The sequence below is a fragment of the Acinetobacter sp. UBA5984 genome (assembly GCF_002429925.1).
GTDB lineage: Bacteria > Pseudomonadota > Gammaproteobacteria > Pseudomonadales > Moraxellaceae > Acinetobacter > Acinetobacter variabilis.
This window is the reverse complement of sequence record NZ_DJBE01000033.1, coordinates 1-19,496: the sequence shown is the minus strand read 5'-3', so window position 1 is coordinate 19,496 and position 19,496 is coordinate 1. Positions and strand designations below refer to the sequence as shown.

The 19,496-nt window shown below is 43.9% G+C and carries 12 protein-coding genes and 3 pseudogenes; 8 read left to right on the top strand and 7 right to left on the bottom strand.

The window, feature by feature from the left end:
- Positions 1-5: 5 nt before the first annotated feature.
- The 7 genes and pseudogenes from B3J29_RS05085 (at position 6) to B3J29_RS05055 (ending at position 7,745) form a co-directional block, all read left to right on the top strand.
- Positions 6-800, top strand: coding sequence for an enoyl-CoA hydratase/isomerase family protein (locus tag B3J29_RS05085; protein WP_034169999.1), 795 nt, complete (start codon positions 6-8; stop codon positions 798-800).
- A gap of 19 nt (positions 801-819) precedes the next feature.
- Positions 820-2,692 (top strand): annotated as a pseudogene (locus tag B3J29_RS05080) (acetyl/propionyl/methylcrotonyl-CoA carboxylase subunit alpha).
- Positions 2,689-3,591 carry a hydroxymethylglutaryl-CoA lyase gene (locus B3J29_RS05075; protein ID WP_286964533.1) on the top strand — a complete coding sequence of 301 codons (903 nt, stop codon included), beginning with the start codon at positions 2,689-2,691 and terminating at the stop codon, positions 3,589-3,591. Before B3J29_RS05080 ends, B3J29_RS05075 begins: the two are co-directional and overlap by 4 nt.
- A 100-nt stretch (positions 3,592-3,691) precedes the next feature.
- On the top strand, positions 3,692-4,396 hold the full coding sequence (locus B3J29_RS05070; protein ID WP_180013207.1) for a CoA transferase subunit A: 705 nt from the start codon (positions 3,692-3,694) through the stop codon (positions 4,394-4,396).
- A 2-nt stretch (positions 4,397-4,398) separates the two neighbouring features.
- The gene (locus B3J29_RS05065) at positions 4,399-5,037 is read left to right on the top strand and encodes a CoA transferase subunit B (protein WP_004782495.1); all 639 of its coding nucleotides are present in this window, start codon (positions 4,399-4,401) and stop codon (positions 5,035-5,037) included.
- A gap of 97 nt (positions 5,038-5,134) precedes the next feature.
- The gene (locus B3J29_RS05060; RefSeq protein WP_286964532.1) at positions 5,135-6,547 is read left to right on the top strand and encodes a short-chain fatty acid transporter; all 1,413 of its coding nucleotides are present in this window, start codon (positions 5,135-5,137) and stop codon (positions 6,545-6,547) included.
- Positions 6,548-6,669: 122 nt separating this feature from the next.
- A pseudogene (locus tag B3J29_RS05055) lies at positions 6,670-7,745 on the top strand (IS3 family transposase).
- 63 nt (positions 7,746-7,808) lie between these two features.
- Here B3J29_RS05055 and B3J29_RS05050 read toward each other — a convergent pair.
- The 4 genes and pseudogenes from B3J29_RS05050 to B3J29_RS05035 all read right to left on the bottom strand — a co-directional run bounded on the left by B3J29_RS05050 (position 7,809) and on the right by B3J29_RS05035 (position 12,013).
- A complete protein-coding gene (locus tag B3J29_RS05050; protein ID WP_286964531.1) occupies positions 7,809-9,302 on the bottom strand; it encodes an OmpA family protein in 1,494 nt (497 codons plus the stop codon).
- 260 nt (positions 9,303-9,562) lie between these two features.
- Positions 9,563-10,429 (bottom strand): annotated as a pseudogene (locus B3J29_RS05045) (aspartate carbamoyltransferase); the annotation flags it as partial.
- Positions 10,430-10,439: 10 nt separating this feature from the next.
- Positions 10,440-11,456 carry an aspartate carbamoyltransferase catalytic subunit gene (locus tag B3J29_RS05040; RefSeq protein WP_034170005.1) on the bottom strand — a complete coding sequence of 339 codons (1,017 nt, stop codon included), beginning with the start codon at positions 11,454-11,456 and terminating at the stop codon, positions 10,440-10,442.
- Between the two features lie 224 nt (positions 11,457-11,680).
- The gene (locus tag B3J29_RS05035; RefSeq protein WP_034170006.1) at positions 11,681-12,013 is read right to left on the bottom strand and encodes a hypothetical protein; all 333 of its coding nucleotides are present in this window, start codon (positions 12,011-12,013) and stop codon (positions 11,681-11,683) included.
- Between the two features lie 655 nt (positions 12,014-12,668).
- On the opposite strand from B3J29_RS05035, the gene rlmKL reads away from it, so the two are divergent.
- Positions 12,669-14,873 carry a bifunctional 23S rRNA (guanine(2069)-N(7))-methyltransferase RlmK/23S rRNA (guanine(2445)-N(2))-methyltransferase RlmL gene (gene rlmKL, locus B3J29_RS05030; RefSeq protein ID WP_286964528.1) on the top strand — a complete coding sequence of 735 codons (2,205 nt, stop codon included), beginning with the start codon at positions 12,669-12,671 and terminating at the stop codon, positions 14,871-14,873.
- 66 nt (positions 14,874-14,939) lie between these two features.
- Here rlmKL and clpB read toward each other — a convergent pair whose 3' ends face one another.
- From clpB to B3J29_RS05015, 3 genes are all read right to left on the bottom strand, one after another.
- Positions 14,940-17,519: an ATP-dependent chaperone ClpB gene (gene clpB / locus B3J29_RS05025; RefSeq protein ID WP_286964527.1), complete on the bottom strand. Its 2,580-nt coding sequence runs from the start codon at positions 17,517-17,519 to the stop codon at positions 14,940-14,942.
- A gap of 254 nt (positions 17,520-17,773) precedes the next feature.
- Positions 17,774-18,139 carry an MbcA/ParS/Xre antitoxin family protein gene (locus B3J29_RS05020; RefSeq protein WP_175967299.1) on the bottom strand — a complete coding sequence of 122 codons (366 nt, stop codon included), beginning with the start codon at positions 18,137-18,139 and terminating at the stop codon, positions 17,774-17,776.
- A gap of 145 nt (positions 18,140-18,284) precedes the next feature.
- Positions 18,285-19,334, bottom strand: a complete 1,050-nt coding sequence (locus B3J29_RS05015; RefSeq protein ID WP_005235029.1) for an NADP(H)-dependent aldo-keto reductase — start codon at positions 19,332-19,334, stop codon at positions 18,285-18,287.
- Positions 19,335-19,496 lie beyond the last annotated feature (162 nt).

Genomic DNA, 19,496 nt, shown 5'->3' with positions numbered 1-19,496 from the left:
CAAAAATGGACTATCAATTTTTACAGCTCGAGCAGCAGAATCAGGTAGCAACAGTCTGGATTAATCGTGCTGAATTGCACAATGCGTTTAACACCCAAGTCATTGAAGAGCTACATGCTTGCTTCCAGTCTTTAAATCAGCGTGATGATATACGCGTGGTGATTCTGGCAGGCCGAGGCAAAAGCTTCTCTGCGGGTGCAGACTTGAACTGGATGAAACAGGCCGGTCAGGCCTCACAGGCAGATAATGAAGCCGATGCTTTAAAACTAGCAAAAATGTTGCAAAGTCTGGCGACATTAAAACAACCCACCATTGCCCGTGTCCATGGTATTGCTTTTGGCGGCGGTATGGGTCTGGCATCCGCTTGTGATATCTGTATTGCCAGCACCGAAGCCAAGTTTGCAACTTCCGAAGTCCGTTTAGGTCTAGCACCTTCAACGATTAGCCCTTATGTGATTCGCGCGATTGGCGCCCGTCAGGCGTCACGTTATTTCCTGACTGCTGAGCGAATTTCAGCTGAACAGGCGAAAACCATTGGTCTGGCACATGAAGTGACTGCACCAGAACAGCTCGACAGCAAAATTGATGAGATTGTGGAAGCGCTCTTACTCGGTGGACCAGCAGCGCAAAACGCTTCAAAACAGCTGATTCAACTGGTTGATCAGCAAGTTCTGACTGAAGATCTGCTGCTTAAAACCGCACAGCATATTGCCCATGTTCGCCAGGGAGATGAGGCGAAAAATGGACTGAATGCATTTTTAAACAAACAAAGCCCGGCCTGGATCAAGACCACGGCATAACAACAAGAAGGATCGTAGGATGTTTGAAAAGATTTTAATTGCCAACCGTGGTGAAATTGCCTGTCGTGTAATTCGTACAGCGAAAAAGTTAGGCATCGCTACTGTTGCCGTATATTCCGATGCCGATGCACAGGCACAGCATGTCAAACTGGCAGATGAAGCCATCCATATTGGTGAATCGCCTGCTGCACAAAGTTATTTACAGATTGAACGTATTATTCAGGCAGCTAAAACTACCGGTGCTCAGGCCATTCATCCAGGTTATGGTTTCCTGTCTGAAAATGACCAGTTTGCCCTGGCCTGTCAGGACAACAATATTGTCTTTATTGGTCCGCCAGTGGATGCAATCTTAGCAATGGGTCTGAAAGCGACCTCTAAAGCACTGATGGAAAAAGCCGGTGTACCGTTAACTCCAGGCTATCATGGTACCAATCAGGATGCGGATTTCCTGAAACAGCAGGCAGACAGTATTGGCTATCCGGTACTGATCAAGGCTAGTGCTGGTGGTGGCGGTAAAGGCATGCGTCTGGTCGAGCGTAGTGAAGATTTCCTCAGTTCACTCGCTTCATGTAAAAGCGAAGCACGTTCCAGCTTCGGCAATGAAGATGTGCTGATTGAACGCTATGTCGTGCAGCCACGTCATATTGAAGTTCAGGTCTTTGGTGATACACATGGCAATTATGTGCATCTGTTTGAACGTGATTGCTCCGTGCAGCGTCGTCACCAGAAAGTTCTGGAAGAAGCACCNNTACTTCATGGAAATGAATACCCGTCTACAGGTTGAGCATCCAGTCACTGAAATGATCACCGGTCAGGATCTGGTGGAATGGCAGCTACGTGTCGCGTTCGGTGAGCCTTTACCGAAACAGCAACATGAATTACAGATACACGGTCATGCGCTCGAAGCACGTGTCTATGCTGAAGAACCAGAAAAAGGTTTTATTCCTGCCATCGGTCAGATCAGCTATTTGCACTATCCAGAACAAAATGACAGCGTGCGTGTGGATAGTGGCATTGTCGAAGGTGATGAAATCAGCACCTATTATGATCCGATGATTGCCAAACTGATTGTTTGGGGCAAAAACCGTGAAGCGGCTTTAACCCAGATGCATCACGCCTTGGGTCAGTTCCATGTCGATGGACTCGGGAATAACATCGCTTTTCTTGATCGCTTAGTATTATGTGACTCATTTAAAAATGCCCATCTCGATACTGGCCTGATTCAACGCGAAGAAGAGTTCCTACTCAAACCATCTGCTGATATCAGCGCAGAATTAGTGGTCAGTGCCGCCTTGGTTGAACTGTTATCTCGTCTGGCTCAAAACCCGACGAGCAATAATCCTGTCTGGCAGCAAAAAGCATTTTGGCGTCTGAATCAGCAAAATAGCTACACAATCAAATTACAATGTAATGACGTTTTACGTGTGGTGAGCTTTAAAGCGCTAGAAAATAGCTTCCTGGCAAACCATGAAGGCCAGACACTCAATATCCAAGGTGAACTGCTCGATCAACACCTACTCCAGTTAAATCTTGCAGGTCAACAGCAGAAACTGGCATTTAGTCAGACTGAACATGGCATTACCCTGTTCCAGAATGGGCAAAGTTACAAGTTTACTTATCTGAAGTCTGATTTTAATGGCCAGGATGAACAAAGCACTGAAAACAATCTGACTGCACCAATGCCAGGTGTGATTACTCAGGTTCTGGTTGCGGCAAATGACAAAGTGAAAAAAGACGATGTACTGCTGACTTTGGAAGCAATGAAGATCGAATATACCATTCGCGCTCCGCATGATGGCATTATCGCAAACTCATACTTTCAAAAAGGTGACCAGGTTAAAGCTGGCGATGAACTGGTAGAGTTCCAGCCTCTAGCGGAGGAAGTTGCATGACAGAGTTCGTTAAAATCGTAGAAGTCGGGCCACGCGATGGTCTGCAAAACGAAAAAACACCTTTAACACTAGATGACCGCAAAAACCTGATTCTGGATTTGATGAAAACAGGTTTACAGGCAATTGAAGTCGGTTCCTGTGTTTCAGCCAAATGGGTCCCACAGATGGCAGATAGCGATGTGCTATTTGCCAGCTTGCCTAAAGATCCGAATATCCAGTTCAGTTTACTGACGCCAAATATGAAAGGTTTTGAATCAGCGCTGGCTGTGGGTTGTAAAGAAGTTGCGGTATTTACCGCAGCTTCTGAAAGCTTTACTCGTAAGAACATCAACTGCTCTATTGATGAAAGCTTTAAAAAGTTTGCAGATGTGATGGCAGCTGCCAAAGCTAATGATGTCAAGGTTCGTGGCTATGTCTCTTGTATGGTGGACTGCCCTTATGAAGGTGCAATTGATCCGAAGCAGGTCGTAAAAGTTACGCAGCGCTTACTAGATATGGGCTGCTATGAAGTATCACTGGGTGAAACCATTGGTACGGCAACTCCAGATCGCGTGAAGAACGTCTGGGATGCCTGTCTTTCAGAAATTGATAGTAAAGCGCTGGCTGGCCATTTTCATAATACCTATGGCATGGCCATCGCTAATATTTACCAGTCACTATTACAAGGTATTCGGGTATTTGACTCCTCTATTGCCGGCCTCGGTGGCTGTCCTTATGCCAAAGGTGCTTCCGGCAATGTTTCAACTGAAGACCTGTATTACCTGCTCTCCAAGATGGGCTTTGAAACCGGTATTCAACTGGATACTCTGATGCAGACCAGCCGTAATATCAGTGAGGGTCTACAACGCAATAATCCCTCCAATTATGCCAATGCCTATTGGCAAAAAGCCTGTGCTTAAAAACTTGAAATAGCCGGACAATCTATAAGTCCTCATGGATAGAAATCAGCAGATCTTTAGATAAAAGAGATCTGCAAGAGAAGAATAAATCGAGGTAAAAATGTCAAATAAAGTGTATGACAGTGCAAAAGCCGCTTTAGACGGCGTGGTCCAGGATGGACATACTCTTGCAGTTGGCGGTTTTGGACTCTGTGGTATTCCAGAAGCCCTCATTGCAGCTTTAAAAGAAACCGGTGCCAAAAATCTGACCTGTATTTCCAATAATGCCGGTGTCGATGGCTTTGGCTTGGGACTATTGCTGGAAACCAAACAGATCAAAAAAATGATCTCTTCCTATGTGGGCGAGAACAAGGAATTTGAACGCCAATACTTAAGCGGTGAACTCGAAGTAGAATTGACTCCACAAGGCACGTTAGCGGAAAAATTACGTGCCGGTGGTGCAGGTATTCCCGCTTTCTATACCGCGACCGGTGTTGGAACCGTTATTGCTGAAGGTAAAGATGTCCGTGAGTTTAATGGCAAGTCTTATATTCTGGAAGAATCCTTAACTGCTGATGTAGCTTTGGTTAAAGCTTATAAGGCCGATAAAGCCGGTAACCTGATTTTCCGTAAAACTGCCCAGAACTTCAATCCGGTCTGTGCCATGGCTGGTAAAGTGACCATTGCTGAAGTCGAAGAAATTGTCGAGATCGGTGCCCTTGATCCAGATGAAATTCATCTTCCGGGCATTTATGTGAACCGGATTGTACTCAATACCCAACCGGAAAAACGGATTGAACAGATGACTTTAAAGGCGGAGGCTTGATCATGGCTTGGACACGTAATGAAATGGCGCAGCGCGCCGCACAGGAACTTGAAGACGGTTTCTATGTGAATCTAGGTATTGGTCTGCCAACCTTAGTTGCGAATTATATTCCAGAGAATATTAATGTCTGGCTACAGTCTGAGAATGGCCTGTTGGGTATTGGAGAATTTCCAACGGCAGATACTGTGGATGCCGACCTGATCAATGCTGGCAAACAGACCGTGACTGCCCGCAAAGGTGCATCTTTCTTTTCCAGTGCCGATTCCTTTGCCATGATCCGTGGCGGTCATGTCAATATCGCTATTCTGGGGGCTATGGAAGTCTCAGAAAATGGTGATCTGGCCAACTGGATGATTCCGGGCAAGAAGGTCAAAGGCATGGGTGGTGCCATGGATCTGGTTGCAGGCGTACAGAAAGTTGTGGTGCTGATGGAACACTGCGCTAAAGATGGTACGCCTAAAATTGTTTCACAATGTAGTCTTCCGCTTACTGGCCAGGCTGTAGTGAACCGGATTATTACTGACTTAGGTGTATTGGATGTCACACCTGAAGGTATTCAACTTGTAGAACTGGCACCCGATGTCAGTTTTGATGAAATTCAGAAAGTCACCGGTGTGCCTTTACTCCGTAAAGCAGCCTGATTGTTCCCAACCCTTAAAATGAAAATTTTTAAGGGTTTCTTTTTGGCTGAAGAAAGCCACTTCTTAATAACAAATGCAGAATAAATGGATTTTAATCATGCAAACTCAACAAAATATCTTGCAGCGCTTTGCCATGCGCGTCAGCGACTGGTCTGAAAAATGGTTTCCGGACTCTTATATCTTTGCCCTACTCGGTGTTATCATCGTTGCGATTGCCGCGATTGGCATTGGTGCACCGGCACAAGACGTCGCGATTTCATTTGGTGACGGATTCTGGAGTCTGATTCCCTTTACCTTACAGATGTGTATGCTGATCGTGGTCGGTTATGTAGTTTCGGTTTCCAAACCGATGCAATTATTGATTCAGAAAATGGCGCGCATTCCTCATTCTGGACGTGGAGCTATCGTTCTCGTCGCCACAGTTAGCCTACTGATTTCCCTGATTAACTGGGCGATGAGTACAGTGCTAACTGCTCTTCTGGTGATTGCACTGGCGCAGCGTAAAGAGCTGAACATGGATTATCGTGCGGCTGCCGCAGCAGCGATTATCGGGATGGGCGCAACCTGGGCGCTCGGTATCAGCTCTTCTGCCGCACAATTACAGGCCAACAAATCCAGCCTGCCAGAACCTCTGTATAATCTGACTGGTGTGATTCCATTTACTGAAACGATTTTCCTGCCGCAATCCATGATTATGACAGCAGTCTTGATCATCGCCTCGATTGCCATTGCCTACTGGTCTGCGCCCAAAGGCAATCATATTAAAACCATTGATCACTTCCCGATCCAGATTGAAGAAGAAAAGACTGAAACCGTGATCCATAAACGGCCAGGTGACTGGCTTGAAAACTCGCCAATCTTAAGTATTCTGATTGTGGTTCTGGGTCTGGTCTGGATGTTTAACGAGTTTTCCAAGAGCAATCCGATTCTGGCAATCTCCAGCTTAAACACTTATAACTTTATCTTTCTGATTTTAGGTGTAGCTTTACATGGTACACCACGTAATTTTCTCAATGCCGTATCCAAAGCTATGCCGGCCATTTCAGGGGTGCTGATCCAGTTTCCGCTTTATGGCAGTATTGCCTTTATGATGACCAATGCCCTGAATTCTGCTGATCTTTCCCTGTCACATTATATCGCCGAATTCTTCGTGTCGATTGCGTCGCAGGAAACCTTTGCCATCGTTATGGGAATTTATTCTGCGATTCTAGGCTTCTTCATTCCTTCTGGTGGAGGAAAATGGATTATTGAAGCGCCTTATGTGATGCAGGCCGCACATGACCTGAAAGTACATCTGGGCTGGTCTGTCCAGATCTATAATGCAGCCGAAGCCTTACCCAATCTGATCAATCCTTTCTTTATGCTCCCCATGCTGGGAATCTTGAAATTAAAGGCTAAAGATGTAATTGGCTTTACAGTGACACAACTGGTCTTTCATCTTCCGTTGGTACTGTTCTTACTCTGGTTCCTGGGAAGAACTTTGACTTATACCCCACCTGTCTTCTCTTAATTCATAATAAATAAAAAAGGACGAATCATTCGTCCTTTTTTATGATGAAAGGGTAATGCTCCCTAAAAATAATTGAACTTAAAAGTAGAAAATCGAATAGCCTTGACCTAAGGAGATTTTCTATGAAAACAACTAAATATTCGGACAGCTTAATCATGAGTATTTTGAAGCAAGCTGAAGCAGGTACTCCAGTGCCTAATCTATGCCGAGAACATGGCATGAGTTCTGCCACTTTTTACAAATGGAAGTCCAAATATGGCGGCATGGATCTTTCCATGATGACTCGACTTAAAGAGCTAGAGACAGAAAATGCCCGCCTAAAGCGCATGTATGCGGATGAACGTCTTAAAGCAGACATTCTTCAGGATGCACTGTCAAAAAAGTTATAAGGCCAACGCAACGCAAGTCACTTGCTCAACAAGCCGTTGAGCAATATAAGATATCAGTGAATAAGGCCTGTCTCATATTCCAAGTCAGTCAAACCTGTTATCGCTATATAGCTCAATTGAAGGAGCAGAATATGGTTATTGCAGATTGGCTGATTAAGCTCACCAATGAGAATAAGACTTGGGGATTTAAGCTTTGCTTTTTGTACCTGCGTAATGTCCAAGGCTACCCTTAGAATCACAAGCGTATTTATCGCATTTATAAGGAGCTTGAGCTTAACCTTCGGATTAAACCCAACAAACGCATTAAACGAATAAAGCCTGAAACTCTTGCAGTACCAGAAGCGCAGAATGAATCATGGTCAATGGACTTTATGCACGATCAACTCAGTGATGGCCGCAGTTACCGTGTGCACAACGTCATTGATGACTATAACCGTGAGTCATTAGATATCTTGATTGACTTCTCCTTACCCGCCGAACGAGTACTTCGAGGGTTGGATCAACTCATCGAATGGCGAGGTAAACCAAAACGAATCCGAAGTGACAATGGACCAGAGTACATCAGTGATTTAATGGAGGCATGGTGTAAGCAGCATGAAATTGAGCATGTATTTACCCAGCCTGGCAATCCACAACAAAATGCGTATGTAGAACGCTTCAATCGGACAGTACGTTATGAATGTTTAAATCAATATTTATTTCGAGAACTTGAAGATGTTCAAGACTATACAACAGCATGGCAACACTTTTATAATCATCAACGACCTCATATGTCAGTTGATGGTAAACCACCTAAATTTAAACAATGATAAAGGCTTCGATTTTTCTACTCATTAACTCAATTAAAAATGGGGGTATTACCAAAGAATTATTTAGCTGGCTTTCTTTTCAACTACGCCTTCATTATCTACAGTATGGACACGATCATCTTCGGTACTCATAACTTCAAAAGTTACACGACGGTTTTGATACTGACCGTTCGAAGTCGCATTCGATTGAGCAGGCTGATTCGCCGCCATACCTACTGGTTGTAACTGCGCCGGGTTCACCCCTTTCTGCACCAGATAATTCACAATGGCTTGAGCACGTTTTAAAGATAGCTCCTGATTTTGAGTGCTGCTGCCTTCCGTATCAGTATGGCCCATCACGATTAGACGTACATCTTTGGCATATTGTAATAAAGCTGCGGTCTGATCCAGCAAGCTTTTATTCACTTCAGGAATTTCGGTGGAACCTGTCGCGAAATGAATAATTTGCAGGTTTAAGGCAGTTGCAACATCTAACGCCTCAATATTTTCCATCTGAAGTTCGTCTAAAGCTTTTTTAGCCTCGGTATTGGCTGTATTGATCGCCTCATCCATATCAACTGGTTTTTGGGTCACAACTTCTACATTTTTAGCCAGACCACGAATCTGACCCGCCAGACGCTGTGCATCTGCACTGTTCGCTGCCTGTACAGACACCTGATTACCTGCCCAAGTCAAAGTCACATTTGACATGCCTTGCAGTAATTTCAATACGGATGGAATTGTATCCTGATCAATAAATTCTGAGTGGTAATTTTCATTGGCTACTGCGCCACAGCCAATACTGTAATTAAAGATCTGTTTAATTTCATTTTGCAGAATTTGCATATATTTCGGATCATTCATCTGTACCTGACAGTTGACAATTTCACCTTGGCTACCGGTGCTGATTTTTAAAATTGCAGGGTTCATTGCAGCAGCTTCGCTTACCGCCTGAGCATTTCGTAATTCATCCGGATCATCATCACGCAGGCATCCACGGAAGAAGAATAAGATAATTGCAGCAATAATCACGAGGAGAATAAATGGCCAGAACACTACTGCTTTTTTCTCTTCAGTCAGTTCCGGCTCTGCCTCCGGTTCGGAAGCCCGACCCGGTGCGCGGTTCAGGTTTTGTCCCGCCAGCGGAGATACACCTAAAGATGCCAGTATAGGACCGGCCCATACTGGTAATGCCCGTTGAATCGAGTCTGCATGGGTATCTAACAAATGGCCTACCGCTTCAGCAGTGGGTGCACCCGCTTCTGCCTGCAAGAAGTTCATGGTTGGAACAATTGCCCGGTTCAGGGTCTGTTCAATTTCATCTTGAGGTGCAGTTGAATCTAACTGAGCCAGGAATTGTTGTTTTAGGGTCGGATTATTATTAAATAATTCATCAATCTTGGGATTAAGTTGCTGCCCCAGACTTTCAATCCAGGCCGGTCTTGCACGAAGAATACTTAACAATACAGGATAGAATTGGGCTAAGGACTGATCCTTGGCAAATAGATGTTCTGTTTCACCTTGCAGCACAATGGCGGTCACATCACTCTTTAAACGTTCAATTAAATCTGTATTCATCAAGATCACCATTATTCTGATTTATAATGTTTAATATTTAATCAGTGTAGCGACCCACCCTCTTTGGAATGTTAATAATTGTACTGATATCATAAAGTTTCACTGTTTATGTATGGCTAACTTTTCTAGTATTTTGATTAAGATATAAAAAAGTCAGCCGAAGCTGACTTTTTGTAAACGCGAAATGTAAGTGTTATGCAGCAATAAAAGTTTGCAGCACTTTACCTTTCACTTTTTGATTGAGCAGTGGTGTATTTTTACCTTGAGAAACGATCGTTTCTTTNNGAACGTAATGGCGGACGCACATGTGCAAGAGAGTTAAAGCCATCAATCAGATGGTCAGTCAGATGTAATTGATGCATTGCGACATCACAAGTGACTGGCAAGCCTTTTTCTTTGGCAATACGGATCAGTTCTACTGATGCACCACAAGATAACAAACCGAAATGAGCGCGTACTTTAGTCGCTTCAATCATGAGCAGGTATTTGGCAATGGCCACAGTTTCAGCTAATGCCGGAATCATTGGCAAACCTTGGCGTGAAGCAATAAAGCCTTCATGCACACAGCCATCTTTGGCAATTTGCGGCTCTTCTGCATAGAACACTACAGTCAGGTTTAAGCCCGCTGCGTATTCAAGTGTACGCAATACCACATCATCATTGGCAAACGGCGCACTGGCATTAGAAACCGCAGTACATCCGCCCTTTTTCAAACCTGCCATATTGGCCGGTTGCTGACCTTGCAGACCTTGAGTTTGCGCACCGATCACCTGTAAATAAATACCACCATCCAGCATGGCTTTTTCAACCAGACCATGAATCAGCGCACCATTATCCTGCACAATCGGTTTGGAATCTGGCGGGGTAAATACATGCAGAATACCGTTTTCACGTGCAGCCTTACCTTCAGACTTTAAAGTTCCGTGTTGCTGCTGACCCGGTTCACGTAAACGTGCGCATAGATCCACCATGGTTGGCATCAGCCATTTGCCCTGTCCATCAATGGTTTCAGATACGTTAGCAGTCTCTGCAACACGTTTACCATTTTCCAGATAAACCGTTTCGACTGAATCAGTGTTTTGGATTGGGTCAAGAACACGGACATTTTCAATTTTTACAATAGACATGACTTATTCCTTATACCGCAATCGCTTCAATCAAACCCTGTTCCTGTAACTGACCCTGCATCGCAAGAGCCAGTACCGCCATACGTACTGCAATCCCGTTAGTAACCTGTTTCAGAATCACGGATTGCGGACCGTCTGCAATACTGGAATCAATTTCCACACCACGGTTCATTGGTCCTGGATGCATCACGATACAATCCGGCTTGGCCATGGCGAGACGTTCTTTATTCAGGCCATACATTTTGTAGAATTCAGCCTGAGAAGACAGCGCTGGCGAATCAATACGCTCGTTTTGAATACGTAAGGTAATGATTACATCACAGTCTTTGATGCCATCTTCCATTTTATTAAACAGGCGTACATCTTCACTGTAGTCATCAAAACCGTATGGCAACAACGTATTCGGTGCAATCACGCGAATATCTTTACAGCCTAAGGTTTGCAGTGACGCCACATCTGAACGTGCTACACGCGAATGCTTGATATCGCCAATAATCGCAATCGACATATCTTCGAATTTTTTATTGGTCTCGCGGCGAATGGTCAGCATATCCAGCATCGCTTGAGTTGGATGGGCATGACGGCCATCGCCTGCATTAATAATGGCGACATTTGGACAGACATCTTTGGCAATAAAGTGTGCTGCACCTGAAGATGAATGACGTACCACGAAAATATCTGCCGCCATAGCTTCAAGATTCCACAAGGTATCACGTAAAGTTTCACCTTTAGAGGTACTTGAACGGGCAATATCGATATTCAGCACGTTGGCAGACAGACGTTTGGCCGCTGCCTCAAAAGTAGTACGCGTTCGGGTAGAATTTTCAAAAAATAAGTTCATCACCGTTTTGCCTTCGAGCAAATTATTGGTGATCAGCTGATTTTGGTCATTAAAAAAGGACAACGCAGTGTCCAGTATTTTTGTAAGAGTTTCTTTAGAAAGACCTTCGATGGTCAGGAAATGTTTAAGATTACCTGCTTTGTTGAGTTGAATCTGGCTCGGTGTATGCAATGCCGCCAAGTGCATGAGAGATTCCTTATACGTTAAGTCAACGTATTATACAGAGATTAGCGAATCTTTATAGTTGATAAAGAGCTCAGTTGTACAAAAACCATCTCAGTAATAAGAATGGAAATTTAAATTCCCATGCATTTTTTCAATAAGATAATTTAACCTGTTTATCTATATGCTTGTTTTTTCATTTAAACATGAGTGCTTCAGTCTGGAGCATCCACACCCAATCCCCCCAATTAGCGCAATGCGCCAATATAATGATGTGAAACCTGTGCGCGATAGATATCTTCTTCACTTGGTTCTACAGAAATCAGTTCCTTTTCCGCCTGTTCTTCAGCCTGCAGTTCTGAAAATGACGATAAATCCAGAGTGGTTTTTAAGCGGTTGACCAGATGTAAAAGCTCAGGATCTTCAGTCTGCTCTGCCAGCCCAATCACATGCTTTGCATAGTGGATATTTTCTGCAAGATACATGGCATCAATTACTCGTCCAGTTACTCGTCTTAAACGTGCGTAGATCAAGGTAGCGATTGAAAATGCCTCATTCCTGCGTAATTGAAGATCCAACATCTAAGCCCCTCCGAAATAATAATTAAGAATAAAGATGAAGCTGTAATGATTCCCCTCAGCATTACAGCTTCATTGATATTAGATAGAGCAATAAACGTACCAAAATTAATAAATAAGTTATGTGAGTTATAAATTGAGATGAATGAAAATTAATCTACTCCAAGCAATAGTAGGTTGGCTTCTTTTTTGTTTTAGATTCACTCCTCGTCTGGCTAATCAATTCTTAGTCTCGATCACTTGACATGAATGACCAAATTTTAGCTTTTACTTTTAGAGTAATGCTGTTGCCATGAGGTGTATATAAACGACCCTGTATCAGATCCATCACATCATTAATCCGATTATTTATCTTTCTAAATTACACATACAACATGGTCGCAATTGAAGAGCTAGATTGCGAATTAGTTTTAATACCTACCACATATCCCTTTGTAAAATAAAAGATTTAATTGAAAATCCACCTTATTGGTATTGTGTAGTCTTACATATCTCGTAAATTTTCAGTTTGCTTTTTAAGTTAATATTTAGCGCTTTTTAGGATGATTAAAACTAGGCTGTATATGCTCGATTTTAAAAAATTTCCAAAGCTTTAACAGGCAAAATACGCTAAACTGAACGCAGTTTTTTATTTATTCTTTTCCGGTCTCTCTATTTTATGAATACCTCTTCACGTTTAAGCAATTATTGGGTCACCTGTGCCGATGGTCTGGAAACCTTATTAGAAGAAGAAATCAAAGGTTTAGGTGTTCAGGATATTGAACGTTTCCCAGGTCGTCTGACCTTCAAAGGCACGCTTGAAAATGCTTACCGCATCTGTATGTGGTCTCGTCTGGCTTCTCGTGTCCTGATGCCAATTCATACGCATGAAATCGAATTCTCCCACGATGCGCGTGATGTTGCAGAAGAGCTTTATGAAGGTGCGATGAGCTTTGACTGGTCACTGATTTTTGCACCACAAAGCACCTTCGCAATTCGTCTGCACGTTGAACGTGATATTAAGGTCAACACCCAGTTTGCAACTCTACGTGCCAAAGATGGTGTTGTCGATTCCTTTATGGAAGCTGTGGGCAAGCGTCCAAGTATTGATACCAGACAGCCAGAAATCACCATGTACATTCTGGCCGGTAAAAAAGAACACACTTATTGTTTAGACTTATCCGGTGATTCCTTGCATAAACGAGGCTATCGCCGCTTTATGACTGAAGCACCAATCAAGGAAAATCTGGCGGCTGCGATCCTGCAAAAAGGCGGCCTGAAAGACATCAACCCGGATATTGTGGTTGATCCAATGTGTGGTTCAGGGACGTTTATCATTGAATCACTGATGATTCTGACTGATCGTGCCCCAGGTCTGGTGCGTCGTTTCGGATTTAATGGCTGGAATGGTCATGATCATGAATTGTGGATGGGTATTAAAGCTGAAGCGGCTGAACGTCATAAAGCTGCGCTAGAAAACCCATTACCAAAATTCTATGCCTTTGATGCCGACTGGGAAGCGGTGAAAGCCACTAAACAGAATATTATTGCGGCAGGTTTTGAATCAGTCCTCGATCAGATCAAGATCGAAGAGCGTACTTTGAATGACTGGCCAGATTTCCAGGCTGAAGGCAAGAAAGTATTCTTTGTGACGAATCCACCGTACGGTGAGCGTTTAGGTGATAAAGCCTCTAACCGTGCCTTGTATCTGGGTCTGTCTAATCTGCTGCAAAAGAATTTCCCGAATCAGAAAGCGGCAGTCATTGCTGCTCAGGTGGAACAAGCCGATGTCTTGGCGTTCAATGATCCACAAATTCTGCGTTTGATGAACGGTAAACTGCCAATCTATATCCGTTTCGGTACTGTAAAACCGGCAGCAGTCACACGTCCTTTCCTGGAAAGCTGGCAGCCGCAACAATTCGAGCCGATTGAAGGTGCGATGGAATTTGCTAACCGTCTGACCAAGAATATGCAAACCCTGAAAAAATGGGCAGTAAAAGAAAATATTCACTGCCTGCGTTTGTATGATGCGGACTTGCCGGACTTTAACGTAGCAGTTGATCTATACGGCGAACGTCTGCATGTTCAGGAATATGCACCACCGAAGAAAATTGATCCTGAAAAAGCCAAAAAACGTTTCAATTTGGCTCTGCAGGCGATTCGTGCCGTGACCGGTTTGGGCCGTGATGCGATCTTTATCAAGACCCGTGCCCGTCAGGAAGGTAAAAACCAGTACACCAAACAAAGTACCGCGTCTAAACGTTTTATCGTACAGGAAGGCCAAGCCAAGATTCTGGTCAACCTGACCGACTATCTGGATACCGGTCTGTTCCTGGATCACCGTCAGATGCGTTTGCGTATTGCCAAAGAAGCCAAAGGTAAGCACTTCCTGAATCTGTACAGCTACACCTCTACCGCGAGCTTACATGCAGCTTTAGGTGGTGCAGCGAGTACCACCAGCGTGGATTTGTCTAATACTTATTTAAACTGGTCAAAAGAGAACTTTGTTCTAAATGGCCTGACTGTAGACCATGCCGATCAGCAACATCAGTTCTTCGCCTCTGACTGTTTCGAATGGCTGAAAGAAGGTCATGAACAATATGACCTGATCTTTATCGATCCACCGACATTCTCTAACTCGAAAAAATTCTACGGGACTTTCGACGTTCAGCGTGACCATGTCTCTTTGCTGAAGCGTGCCATGAACCGTTTAACCACTGACGGTACTTTGTATTTCTCGAATAACTATCGTGGTTTCGAAATGGATGAAATGATTGAAGGTTTATACGACGTGGAAGAAATCACGCATGAAACAATTGGTCCAGACTTCAAGCGTAATCAAAAAATTCACCGTGCCTGGAAAATCACTCATCCAAAAATGTAAGATGTGAATATAAGATAAAGAAAAACCCAGTCTAGGCTGGGTTTTTTGTTGCGAGGAAAACTGGTATTAGCTGAGTTTCAATTTTTCAAAGACCAGTTCGCCGCTTTCACCACGAACGACGATAGTATCACCAGGACCAAACTCACCTGCCAGGATGCTTTGTGCCAAGCCATTTTCAATACGTTGCTGGATCGCACGTTTTAATGGACGCGCACCATACAACGGATCGAAACCAGCTTCGATTAACTGATCGAAAGCACTGTCATCCACAGACAGACGCATATCGCGTTCTGCCAGACGTTGACGCAAGCGGTTCAACTGGATATCAGCAATACCACGGATCTGGTCTTTTTCCAGTGCATGGAACACCACTAGCTCATCAATACGGTTGATAAACTCTGGACGGAAATGTTCCGATACCGCATTCATCACCACAGTACGGACTTCTTCACGAGTTGCTTGATCGCCCAGCTCACGGACATCTTGTGAACCCAGGTTCGAAGTCATCACAATCACGGTATTTTTAAAGTCCACCACACGGCCTTGCGAGTCGGTCAGACGGCCGTCATCCAGCACTTGCAGCAGAATGTTGAACACATCCGGATGCGCTTTTTCGACTTCATCGAATAACACCACGCTATATGGTTTACGGCGCACCGCTTCAGTCAGCACACCACCTTCTTCATAACCGACATAGCCCGGAGGTGCACCGACCAAGCGGCTCACCGAATGTTTTTCCATAAATTCGGACATGTCAATTCGGATCATGGCATCGTCACTGTCGAACAGGAAGTTCGCCAAGGCTTTGGTCAATTCTGTTTTACCCACACCTGTTGGGCCCAAGAACAGGAATGAACCACTTGGACGGTTTGGATCTGACAAGCCAGCACGTGAGCGACGTACAGCATTAGATACAGCCACTACAGCTTCTTCCTGACCAACAACACGATTGTGCAGGAAGTCTTCCATATGCAGCAGTTTATCACGCTCACCTTGCAGCATTTTTGGTACAGGAATACCGGTCGCAGCACTGACTACTTCAGCGATCTCATTGTCAGTGACTTTGTCACGTAGCAGTTTTGGTGCTTCGCTTTCTTCAGCCCCTTCAATGCGTTCCAGCTGTTTTTGCAGCTCCGGAATTACACCATACTGATAACGTGCTGCTTCAGCCAGATCACCTTCACGCTGGGCTTTTTCCAGAGCAATGCGAGCCTGATCCAGTTTCACCTGAATGTCTTTGTTGCCTGCTACCAGCGCTTTATCGGCACGCCAGATTTCTTCCAGTTCGCTGTACTCTTTCTCTACAGTGGCAATCTGCTCTTCCAAGTGTTTCACTTCACCCTGCGCACCAGAATCTGCATCTTTTTTCACCGCTTCAAGCTGCATCTTCAGCTGAATCAGACGGCGTTCGAGTTTATCCAGTGCTTCAGGTTTAGAATCCAGCTCCATTTTGATACGGGATGCTGCTTCATCAATCAGGTCAATGGCTTTATCCGGCAATTGACGGTCAGTGATGTAACGATGTGACATTTTCGCCGCAGCAATAATTGCTGAGTCCAGAATCTGCACACCATGGTGAGTCGCATAACGGTCTTTCAGACCACGCAGGATCGCAATGGTGTCTTCCACGCTTGGCTCATCCACCAGCACTTTCTGGAAACGACGCTCTAAGGCTGCATCTTTTTCAATGTACTGACGGTATTCATCCAGAGTCGTTGCACCGACACAGCGTAATTCACCGCGCGCTAATGCAGGTTTCAGCATGTTACCCGCATCCATAGCACCATCACCTTTACCGGCACCGACCAATGTATGCAGCTCGTCAATGAACAGGATGATTTCGCCTTCATGTTTAGCCAGATCTTTCAGAACAGCTTTTAGACGTTCCTCGAACTCACCACGATATTTGGCACCAGCTAACAATGAACCCAAGTCCAATGACAGAACGCGTTTGCCTTTCAGTCCTTCTGGAACTTCACCATTGACAATACGTTGTGCCAGACCTTCGACAATCGCAGTTTTACCGACACCTGGCTCACCGATCAGTACCGGGTTGTTTTTGGTACGGCGTGACAGCACCTGAATCGTACGACGGATTTCATCATCACGACCAATCACCGGGTCAAGTTTGCCTGCCATGGCACGTTCAGTTAAATCAATCGTATATTTATTCAGTGAGTCCCGTTGATCTTCATGATTATTGCTCATGACTTTTTCATCGCCTCGAATTTGATTAATAACCTGTCGTAAAGTTTCTGTTTTTACGCCAACACTGTTTAATAAGGTTTTGGTGGCACCCGTTTCTGCAAGTGCCAGTAATACCCAGTCAGTGGACAGGAACTCATCTCCTGCTTTCTGTGCATAACTGTCCGCAAGATGCAGGGCTTTGGCTGCTTCCTGACTGATATTGATATCGGCAGAGGGATTACCGAGCGTAGCTACATTATTTAGCGCAGTTTGTACTTTGCTTTGCAGTTCACGCAGGTTCGCTCCTGCCTGTTGCAGCAAGCTCACATTCGATGCTTCTTCCATCAAGGTGGACAAGATGTGAATCCCTTCAATGGCAGCATGATCCTTGCTCATTGCCAGAGATTGCGCATCGGAAAGGGTTTGCTGTAAGCGATTAGTAAATTTCTCAAAACGCATTCTTGTTATTCCTCACAACAAATTTTCTACTTGATAAATATATGGGTGCTGGAAATAAAATTTCAAATAATTTTTTTATTTACTTTTCAAAAACTTAATTTAATAATGGACAGAGTTATCAGTATTAATATTGGTATTCCAGGAAAATATTTCAAGTGAGCGAAAGTAGAATTTTTAAAGTGAAGATCAATAATTAATATCTGATTTAATTGACTCTGCTATTTTTCGGCTGGGTAGAAAATAGAGAAAGACTTTTAGTGCGGTTGCAAGCGTCCTAGTAATCGCAATACTGCACTCAAACCATGTTCTGTTTGTATCAAGGATCTTGGCGTTTGCTCATCCAAAAGCTTGTTAGGCGAATTGATAAACTGGCGCATCCAGCTCAAGTCTCCACCAGTCAGACTAAATAATGCCTGATAGATATTGATTAAAGTTATTGCTCTTTTACCTGCGGTAGTATCTGGTTCTAATTCTTTTTGATTTATGATTGACGATAATTCTGCTTTAGATAGATCCAGAACTAATGCAAGCTCAAATTCTTGCAATTGCAACTGTTCAGCGAGATTGAATATTGCTATAGCTAATACTTGGGATTTAGGAATATCCGTTTTATTATTCATTTTTGTCAAATTCTATTGATGAATCTTGTTTTGATTATGCTGCCTTTATCCTTTTCTTGCTATATTGTTTATCATTAAATTTGATCCTTTATTGAAACAATAAATACCCTCACTTGGAGGGCATTTAAAGAGAACAATTAAACGATTATGGTGCCGGATTGGGCTGCTGACGGTGAATCACTTCAATGCCCTGCAAGACTTCTTCAGACAGATTCACGTCAAACGCCTGAATGTTTTCTTTGAGCTGATCCAGATTGGTCGCACCGATAATGGTACTGGTCACGAAGAACTGCTGTTTAATGAAAGCCAGTGACAACTGGGTTAATGTCAGGCCATGCTGCTCAGCCAGTTGTGCATATTGCTCGACGGCCCACTCGCTTTCCGGATTGCTATAACGGCTAAAACGAGAGAATAAAGTCACACGTGCATTGGCTGGACGTGCACCATTGCGGAATTTACCAGTCAGATAACCAAATGCCAGCGGTGAATAAGCCAACAAACCCACACCTTCATATTTGGCAATTTCCGACATGCCAATTTCATAAGTACGATTCAGTAGGCTATATGGATTTTGCACGCTAACAAATTTGGACAGTCCCAGTTTCTCTGCCAGATGCAGGAACTTCATGGTGCCCCAAGGGGTTTCATTCGACAGGCCAATATAACGGATACGACCCTTCTTAATTTCGTCATGCAAAGCCGTCAGGGTTTCTTCCAGATTCGTTACGGCACGATCATCTGCAGCTTCTGCATTGCCATAACCCAGCTTGCCAAAGAAATTAGTCGCACGCTGTGGCCAGTGCAATTGGTACAGATCGATATAATCAGTTTGCAAACGTGACAATGAATTATCAATTGCTGATGCAATTTCCGAAGCCACGAACTTAGTCTGACCATCACGGATATGGCTCCCACCTTGTGACGGACCCGCAATTTTCGAAGCTAAAAACAGTTTGTCACGACCACCGCGTGAAGCAATCCAGTTACCAATAATGCGTTCAGTTGCACCCTGCGTTTCTGCCTTAGGTGGCACTGGATACATTTCTGCGGTATCCCAGAAATATAAACCTTGATCCAAGGCATAGTCTAATTGCTGAAAAGCCTCTTCCTGAGTATTTTGCTCACCAAAAGTCATGGTGCCCAAACAGATTTCTGGCAATAAGATTCCCGTATCCGCCAATGGTCTGAATTGCATAAAAATGTCCTTTAAGTTTATCTGTTATTTATCAAGAGCAAGTGTGCTATAGCCTATCGGAATTATAAGACGGACTTAAATCATCTTTTCTAACAAGCTTGTGCCAATTTGTTATGTTCTAAATCAGGCTGAAATTTTTAATGTCTTGTCCTGAAATAGATT

What these genes read in the sequence shown, in the direction of transcription:
- B3J29_RS05015 (WP_005235029.1), bottom strand. Translation starts at nt 19,334, where the DNA reads ATGCAATTCAGACCATTGGCGGATACGGGAATCTTATTGCCAGAAATC.
- clpB (WP_286964527.1), bottom strand. Translation starts at nt 17,519, where the DNA reads ATGCGTTTTGAGAAATTTACTAATCGCTTACAGCAAACCCTTTCCGAT.
- B3J29_RS05075 (WP_286964533.1), top strand. Translation starts at nt 2,689, where the DNA reads ATGACAGAGTTCGTTAAAATCGTAGAAGTCGGGCCACGCGATGGTCTG.
- B3J29_RS05070 (WP_180013207.1), top strand. Translation starts at nt 3,692, where the DNA reads ATGTCAAATAAAGTGTATGACAGTGCAAAAGCCGCTTTAGACGGCGTG.
- B3J29_RS05040 (WP_034170005.1), bottom strand. Translation starts at nt 11,456, where the DNA reads ATGCACTTGGCGGCATTGCATACACCGAGCCAGATTCAACTCAACAAA.
- B3J29_RS05065 (WP_004782495.1), top strand. Translation starts at nt 4,399, where the DNA reads ATGGCTTGGACACGTAATGAAATGGCGCAGCGCGCCGCACAGGAACTT.
- B3J29_RS05085 (WP_034169999.1), top strand. Translation starts at nt 6, where the DNA reads ATGGACTATCAATTTTTACAGCTCGAGCAGCAGAATCAGGTAGCAACA.
- B3J29_RS05060 (WP_286964532.1), top strand. Translation starts at nt 5,135, where the DNA reads ATGCAAACTCAACAAAATATCTTGCAGCGCTTTGCCATGCGCGTCAGC.
- rlmKL (WP_286964528.1), top strand. Translation starts at nt 12,669, where the DNA reads ATGAATACCTCTTCACGTTTAAGCAATTATTGGGTCACCTGTGCCGAT.
- B3J29_RS05050 (WP_286964531.1), bottom strand. Translation starts at nt 9,302, where the DNA reads ATGAATACAGATTTAATTGAACGTTTAAAGAGTGATGTGACCGCCATT.
- B3J29_RS05020 (WP_175967299.1), bottom strand. Translation starts at nt 18,139, where the DNA reads ATGAATAATAAAACGGATATTCCTAAATCCCAAGTATTAGCTATAGCA.
- B3J29_RS05035 (WP_034170006.1), bottom strand. Translation starts at nt 12,013, where the DNA reads ATGTTGGATCTTCAATTACGCAGGAATGAGGCATTTTCAATCGCTACC.